Here is a 7,581-nt window from a genome sequence, read left to right as displayed (position 1 = left end):
GAAGGGCAGCGTGCCCAAGGGCAGCCGGTAGCCGAGGGCCGAATCGCCCGGCACGGCGAAAATCGCCTTCCGGCGCACCCGCCATTGCTCGCTCATCCAGCCGCGTCCCGCCGCCGCATTCCAGCGCTGGATCGGCAGCACATAGCCGACCGGGTTGGATAGGCCGCGTTCGAACACGCGCACCATGCGGGCGCGCTCCTCAGGATCGTCGATCTTCGGGTCGGTCGGCGTCACATTTTCCGGCAAAAGCCGTTCCTTGGCGATCCACTCCGGCTGATCTTCGAACACCGGATGGACGTAATCGGCCTTGACCCCCAAGCCCTTAGCGATGGTTCGCAGAAATTCGGACGCCATCGCTGCGGTGACGGGTTTATCGCCGTCCTGCTTTTCCTCGGCAATCAGGCTGCCGTCGCGCCAAACCGGCACGCCATCGGTGCGCCAATAGAGCGAATAGCCCCAGCGCGGCAGGCTTTCCCCAGGGTACCATTTGCCCTGGCCGTGATGGAGCAAGCCACCCGGCGCAAAGCGCGTGCGCAGTTTGCGGATCAAACGATCTGCATAGCCCGCTTTCGTCGGCCCCACCGCATCGCCGTTCCATTCCCCCGCTTCCGGGTTGTCGGCGGCAACGAAAGTGGGTTCGCCCCCCGTGGTCAGGCGCACGTCTTGAGCGACAAGATCGGCATCGACCTTATCGCCTAAAGCCAACAGCGCTTCCCAGCGCGATTCGGTGAAAGGTTTGGTGATCCGCACCGCTTCGGCGATGCGCGACACGCTCATTTCGAAGTGGAAATCCACTTCCGCCGGTTCGGCCACGCCGGAAATCGGCGCGGCGGAGCGGTAATGCGGCGTCGCGGCCAGGGGAATATGCCCCTCGCCCGCAAATAGGCCGGAGGTCGAATCGAGCCCCACCCAACCCGCGCCGGCAGATACACTTCGGTCCAAGCGTGCAGATCGGTGAAATCTTCCTGGGTGCCCTTGGGGCCTTCCAGCGGCTCCACATCGGCCTTCATCTGAATAAGATAGCCGGAGACGAAGCGCGCGGCGTAGCCAAGCTTGCGCAACACCTGGACCTGGAGCCAAGCGCTATCCCGGCACGACCCCGTACCCAGCGTTAAGGTTTCCTCCGGTGGCTGCACCCCCGGCTCCATGCGGATGACGTAGCCGATGCGCTGCTGAAGCGTCGAGTTCAGTGCGACCAGAAAATCGATGCTACGCCCGCGCCACGCCCCAAACTCCGCGACCAGCGCGTCGAATTGGGGGCCGTGCTGCTCAACCTCCCGATAGGCGGCGAGATCGCCGGTCAAGGCGGCGTCGTAGGTGAAGGGAACCTGCTCGGCGTAAGGCTCAACAAAGAAATCGAAGGGATTGATAATCGCCAGATCGGCGAGCAGATCGACTTCGATGGAAAAATGATCGACCGGATCGGGAAAAACGATCCGCGCCAGCCAATTGCCGTGCGGGTCTTGCTGCCAATTGATGAAATGCTCGGGTGGCGAGATCTTCAGCGCATAGTTCGGCACTTTCGTGCGGCTATGCGGGGCCGGTCTTAGCCGTATCACCTGCGGTCCCAGCCGGATCGGTCGGTTGTAACGATAGGCGGTGAGGTGATGGAGGGCGGCTTTGAGCATGGGAATATCAAACGCTAGCCCCTGGTGCGCCGCAATATCTATATGGGGGCACGCTTCATAATTTTGCCATCGACAGCAAGCCTATTCGGTGATCCCCCAGAAGCGGGCGATATGGTCGGTCGCCGAAAGACCGGCGTTAAGCACGGCGAACCCCGGCTCGCTGCCATCCCCGCGCCCCGCCTCGATCGGGTAGCCATGCCCTAAGCCCGCAAGCGTCCAAAGCTCCACCAGCGGGCGCGACGGCGGCCCCCAGGTGCGATGATGACGGCCCGGCGCGAGACCCTGGGTCGCAACCGCCGAGGCCTCCGGCAGCCCATGCACCGCGCTCCATTGCGCCGCAAGCTGCACGGCATTGGCCGGATCGACCACCCGGTCATCCTCCCCCTGCCAGATCGAAACGCGCGGCCAGATATTCTGCGAATGGGCGGGGGCGCTGCGCCGCACCGCTTCGGCCAAAGCGTCGCGCCCCTTATAGGGGTCGGCCTGCCGCATGCGCAGCACCGCCATCGGCAGATTCTGCGCGGCCCCGACCGGCATTCCCGCCACAATCGCCCCGGCATTGAAGACGCCCGGATAGGCGGCGAGCAGCGCCGCCGTCATCGCGCCGCCCGCCGACAGGCCGACAATGAAAATCCGGCTGCGGTCCGAGCCGAATTTCTTGGCCGCCGCATTCACCATTTGCAGAATCGAAACGGCCTCGCCGCGCCCGCGCCGCACATCCGCCGGGTGGAACCAGTTGAAACAGCGCCCCCGGCTATTGGTGCTCTGCTGTTCGGGCAGAAGCAGCGCCGCGCCGATGCGGTCGGCTAGGCCGATCCAGCCCGCTTGCCCGGCAAACGCCGCCGCCTCCTGACCGCAGCCGTGCAGCAGTACGATCAAGGGCGCGTTCAGCGGCAGCCGCACGGCGGGGGCATAGACCAGCATGCGCAACTCGCCAGGATTGGAGCCGAAGCCCGTCATCTCGGTAACGCGGCCCGGCACGACGCGCTTCGCCGGTCCCGGTACGGGCTCGCGCGCTTCCTCCGCCGGTTGGGCCGGGTCGACCAATTGGCGGGCGGTGCGCAGCATCAGCCGCAGAAAGGAGCTTTTGGACATGAAGGCCGGACACACTTTCTTAGGATCGCCGACCATCAGCCTAAGCTTTTTCCACCTGCGGGGGAAACACCGATCCTTGAGCCGCCAAGATCATTCTTAATCGGAATGAACTCGTGAAGAAGCGCCGTTTGAAACCCTGGCTCCGATGCGGCTAGGCTGCGGAATAGCTTTGCCCTCGCGCCGAGGGCCTTCCCGCCGACTGAAAGAGCCCCGCATGTCCGTTATCGATACGCCCGCGATTACCGCCCTCGCCCCGCAGGTCAAAACCTTGCTGACCGATCTGGGCGTGGATGCCGCCCGCTATACCGGCGGCAGCCTTCCGGCACGCAGCCCGGTGACGGGCGAAATCATCGCGAAACGTGCGCACTATCGCCCCGGCAGATGCCCAGGCGGCCATCGACGCCGCCCATCAGGCATTCCTCGCGTGGCGGCTGGTTCCGGCCCCGAAGCGCGGCGATTTGGTCCGGCTGCTCGGCGAGGAGCTGCGCACCCATAAGCAGGCGCTCGGCAAGCTCGTCTCCATCGAAGCCGGGAAGATCATCTCCGAAGGGCTCGGCGAAGTTCAGGAAATGATCGATATTTGCGATTTCGCCGTCGGCCTGTCGCGCCAGCTCTACGGCTTGACGATTGCCACCGAACGCCCCGAACACCGCATGGCCGAAACGTGGCACCCGCTGGGCGTGACTGGCATTATCTCGGCCTTCAACTTCCCCGTCGCGGTTTGGTCGTGGAATGCGGCGCTGGCGCTGGTCTGCGGTAATAGCATCGTCTGGAAGCCCTCCGAGAAAACCCCGCTGACCGCGCTCGCCGTGGAAGCCCTGTTTGGGGGCGCTTTGGCGCGGTTCGAAGCGGAAGGGGGCGTTGCGCCCAAGGGCCTTTCCGCCGTTCTGTTCGGCGGGCGCGATATCGGCGAAGTGCTGGTCGATCATCCGCGCGTGCCGTTGGTCTCGGCGACCGGCTCCACCGCGATGGGCCGCGCCGTCGCTCCCAAGCTGGCGGCCCGCTTCGCCCGCGCGCTGTTGGAACTTGGCGGGAATAATGCCGCGATCATCACCCCAGCGCCGATCTCGATCTCACCTTGCGCGGCGTCGCCTTCGCCGCGATGGGCACCGCCGGGCAGCGCTGCACCACCCTGCGCCGCCTATTCGTGCACGAAAGCCATTACGCGACCTTCGTGCCGCGCCTGAAGAAAGCCTATGCCTCGGTCACGGTCGGCAGCCCGCTGGTCGATGGCAATCTCGTCGGCCCGCTGATCGATGAAATGGCTTTTTCGGCGATGCAACGCGCCCTCGATGCCGCCCGCGCCCTGGGCGCAACCGTGAGCGGCGGCGAGCGGGTTGAGATCGGGCGGCGAGCGGGTTGAGATCGGCGGCGCGCCGGATGCTTTCTACGTCCGCCCGGCGCTGGTGGAAATCGCCACACAGACCGGCCCGGTGATCGATGAAACCTTCGCGCCGATCCTCTACGTCATGCCCTATTCGGATTTCGATGCGGTGCTGGCGCTGCATAATGGTGTGCCGCAGGGCCTGTCGTCGTCCATCTTCACCAATGATCTGCGCGAAGCCGAAGCGTTTCTGTCGGCGCGCGGGTCCGACTGCGGTATCGCCAATGTGAATATCGGCCCGTCCGGCGCTGAAATCGGCGGGGCCTTCGGCGGCGAAAAGGAAACCGGCGGCGGGCGCGAATCGGGCTCGGATTCGTGGAAGGCCTATATGCGCCGCGCCACCAACACCATCAATTATGGCCGCACCTTGCCGCTGGCCCAGGGCGTAAAGTTCGACGTGGCGTAAGGCCCCGCGCGGGTTGCAACGGCAGGGGTTCTGCCCCTGCCGTCCTTCCGGCACCCCCTAGGGGCGCGCAGGCTTCGGTTTGGGTTTCGCCCAAATGCCCTTAGTGGTGAAGGCTTGGCCTTTATTTTCGGCGTATTTCAGGCCCGTTCCGGCAGGCTGCCAGCTTGGGATGAGATGCTGCTTGCTGGGGCCGATCAAATCCGCCCGGCCCATTTTCTTCAAGGCCTCGCGCAGCATCGGCCAGTTTTCGGCGTCATGATAGCGCAAGAACGCCTTATGCAGGCGGCGCTGGCGCAGGCCTTTGATCGAATTGACCTTTTCCGAAACGCCCCGGCGCACTGGGCGCAGCGGATTGACCCCCGAATAATACATGGCCGCTGACAGCGACATCGGTGAGGGCAGGAAGGTTTGCACCTGATCGGCGCGGTAATTATTGCGCTTCAGCCAAATCGCCAAATTCATCATATCCTCATCCGTGGTTCCCGGATGGGCGGCGATGAAATAGGGGATAAGGTAATATTCCTTCTTCGCCTCGCGGGCGGCCTGATCGAACAATTGCTTGAAGCGGTCGTAGGAGCCGATGCCCGGCTTCATCATTTTCGACAGCGGCCCGTCTTCGGTATGTTCGGGCGCAATCTTCAGATAGCCGCCGACATGGTGGCGCACGAGTTCCTTGATGTAGGTCGGGCTTTTGACCGCCAAATCATAGCGCACGCCCGAGGCAATCATGATCTTCTTGATGCCCGGCAGGTCGCGCGCCTTGCGGTAGAGCTGAATCAGCGAATCATGGCTGGTGTCGAGATTTTTGCAAATATCCGGGTAGACGCAGGACGGGCGGCGGCAGAGTTCTTCCGTCTGCTTATCCTTGCAGGCCATGCGGTACATATTGGCGGTCGGCCCGCCGATATCCGAAATAATCCCGGTAAAGCCCGGCGTTTTTATCGCGAACGGTTTCGATTTCCCGGAGGATCGAATCTTCTGACCGGCTTTGAATAATGCGCCCCTCGTGCTCGGTAATCGAGCAGAAGGAACAGCCGCCGAAGCAGCCGCGCATGATCGTCACTGAAAAGCGGATCATATCCCAAGCGGGAATCGGGCGCTCGCCATAGGAAGGATGCGGCGCGCGGGCATAGGCAGATCGTAAACCCCATCCATTTCCGCCATCGTCAGCGGAATCGGCGGCGCCGTCAGCCAGACTTCGCGCGTACCATGCCGCTGCACCAGCGGCCGGGCATTGCCGGGGTTGCTCTCCCGGTGCAGCACGCGCGAGGCGCGGGCGTAGCTTTCCGGGTCTGCCGCCACTTGCTCGAAGGACGGTAGGCGCAGAACGGTGGGAATGTTGCTGGCGCGCGCGCCTTCCTCGCCGTCTTCCAAGCTTTCGGTGGAAATCTCGGTCCAGCCCTCGGGCACCTGATCCTTAATCAGCACCGCGCCGCGCATATCGTCGAACTCGGCGATCGGCTGGCGCTTAGCGAGCCGGTGGGTGACTTCGACCACCGCCCGTTCGGCATTGCCGTACAAAAGAATATCGGCCTTCGCATCGATCAGAATCGAGCGGCGGACCTTATCCGACCAGTAATCATAGTGAGCGATGCGGCGCAGCGAACCTTCGATTCCCCCCAGGACGATGGGAACGTCGCCATAGGCTTCGCGGCAGCGTTGGGAATAGACAATAGCCGCGCGGTCCGGGCGTTTGCCGCCCTCGCCGTCCGGCGTATAGCTGTCGTTATGGCGCACCCGCCGATCCGAGGTGTAGCGGTTCACCATCGAATCCATATTGCCGCCGGTCACGCCGAAATAAAGATCCGGCTTGCCCAAGGCTTTGAACGGCTCGGCGCTCTGCCAATCGGGCTGGGCAATAATGCCGACGCGAAAGCCCTGCGCCTCCAACAAACGCCCGATAATCGCCATGCCGAAGCTTGGATGATCGACATAAGCGTCGCCGGTGACGAGAATAACGTCGCAGACATCCCAGCCCAATTCGTCCATCTCGGCGCGGGACATGGGCAGAAAGGGCGCAGGACCAAAGCGGTGCGCCCAGTGCTTGCGGTATGAAAATAGGGCTTTTGGCGTTTCCATCGGCGCACCTTACGGTGATCTTCGGGGCAGTCAAGCGCGGCAAAACCCTGATTTTTGTAGGGGATTATCGAGCCTGGCCGCAATTGGGGGGCAGCTTGCTATCCCCTGCATGCCCACGATACAATGAAACCCATGCGGACAGCCGGGACTGTCCGGGGGGAAGATGTTTTCCAGAAGTTGTTCGGCAGAGGCCGCACGTCCATGACCGATACCCAAGAGGTGCTAACCCGTGTCGTCGCGGGCCGGACAGTGGCTGACAGTCTTCAGGAGGCTGTCGCGGCGGGGGCTCTGCGGGCTCAGGAAGATGGCACATGGCTGCGCCCCGATATCGACGGCACGCCGTCCAACTGGGTGCGGGAGCATCGGGACGCAAGCCGCAACTGCCGGTTCTACATGGGCGTCATGTTCACCCACGTTTACCGCAAGCGGCAGGTGCCGACGGGTTGCGCCACCTGCTTTAAGGTGAAGGTCGTCCCGCGCACTCTGCGGGAGTTGGTCGCCCTACGCGATGTGAGCCACGCCCTGCCCTATACCTATAAATGCGGGCTGGATGCGGGATCGGCCTATACCTCCGGTCTTTATGGCGGTTATTTCTATCGGCACGGGTTGGATGCGGCCCGCGCGGCCTATGGCACAATCCGTGCGGCGGTGGACCAGCATCCGAAACTGGGGAGCGATGTGAGCGTTTTCATCAAGCGCGGCTGTACGGAATATGAGGTCCATTGCGGCCCGTCCGACCATTTCACCTTTGCGCCGGACCAGGCCGAACTAGAGGCGGCGGTCTTCACCCATGTGCGTCTGGAGCCGTCCAAACCCAATAACCGGGTTCGCGTGCAGCAGACCCTGACCCATTGGATCAAGGAGGCCTATCGCCTGGGCGATGACAGCTACCTCGATTTCACTGGCGGGGTTCGGCTTTATCCCGCCGCTGTCCGCTACGCCCCCGACGGCGGGGCACGATGAACGCCCGTAGGCTTCGCCGGGGTTTG

The 7,581-nt window shown here is 63.4% G+C and carries 5 protein-coding genes and 2 pseudogenes; 3 read left to right on the top strand and 4 right to left on the bottom strand.

Annotated elements, in window-relative coordinates:
* The 3 genes from VZ95_RS26945 to VZ95_RS09370 all read right to left on the bottom strand — a co-directional run.
* A partial coding sequence (locus VZ95_RS26945; protein WP_232302578.1) for a transglutaminase family protein occupies positions 1 to 777 on the bottom strand: 777 nt, incomplete at its 3' end.
* A complete protein-coding gene (locus VZ95_RS25400) occupies positions 774 to 1,628 on the bottom strand; it encodes a transglutaminase family protein (RefSeq protein ID WP_198148194.1) in 855 nt (284 codons plus the stop codon). The genes VZ95_RS26945 and VZ95_RS25400, both read right to left, overlap by 4 nt.
* Before the next feature lie 81 nt (positions 1,629 to 1,709).
* Positions 1,710 to 2,759, bottom strand: coding sequence for an extracellular catalytic domain type 1 short-chain-length polyhydroxyalkanoate depolymerase (locus tag VZ95_RS09370; RefSeq protein ID WP_052711641.1), 1,050 nt, complete (start codon positions 2,757 to 2,759; stop codon positions 1,710 to 1,712).
* A 323-nt stretch (positions 2,760 to 3,082) separates the two neighbouring features.
* Here VZ95_RS09370 and VZ95_RS29735 point away from each other — a divergent pair.
* Positions 3,083 to 4,086: pseudogene (locus VZ95_RS29735) on the top strand (aldehyde dehydrogenase family protein).
* Positions 4,061 to 4,513 (top strand): aldehyde dehydrogenase family protein, encoded by a 453-nt coding sequence (locus tag VZ95_RS29730; protein ID WP_332308054.1) that lies wholly within the window; start codon positions 4,061 to 4,063, stop codon positions 4,511 to 4,513. The pseudogene VZ95_RS29735 and the gene VZ95_RS29730 overlap by 26 nt, the downstream one beginning before the upstream one ends.
* 57 nt (positions 4,514 to 4,570) lie before the next feature.
* On the opposite strand, the pseudogene VZ95_RS28145 reads toward VZ95_RS29730, so the two are convergent.
* Positions 4,571 to 6,592, bottom strand: a pseudogene (locus VZ95_RS28145) (YgiQ family radical SAM protein).
* A gap of 201 nt (positions 6,593 to 6,793) precedes the next feature.
* Between VZ95_RS28145 and VZ95_RS09355 the strand changes: the two are divergent.
* A complete protein-coding gene (locus VZ95_RS09355; protein WP_045775611.1) occupies positions 6,794 to 7,555 on the top strand; it encodes a hypothetical protein in 762 nt (253 codons plus the stop codon).
* The last annotated feature ends 26 nt before the right edge of the window (positions 7,556 to 7,581 follow it).

Source organism: Elstera litoralis (assembly GCF_000963705.1).
GTDB lineage: Bacteria > Pseudomonadota > Alphaproteobacteria > Elsterales > Elsteraceae > Elstera > Elstera litoralis.
This window is presented reverse-complemented; position numbering and strand designations above follow the sequence as displayed.

Excerpts from the sequence above, each read along its gene's own strand:
- VZ95_RS25400 (WP_198148194.1), bottom strand. The coding sequence starts at position 1,628 with ATGCTCAAAGCCGCCCTCCATCACCTCACCGCCTATCGTTACAACCGA.
- VZ95_RS09355 (WP_045775611.1), top strand. The coding sequence starts at position 6,794 with ATGACCGATACCCAAGAGGTGCTAACCCGTGTCGTCGCGGGCCGGACA.
- VZ95_RS09370 (WP_052711641.1), bottom strand. The coding sequence starts at position 2,759 with ATGGTCGGCGATCCTAAGAAAGTGTGTCCGGCCTTCATGTCCAAAAGC.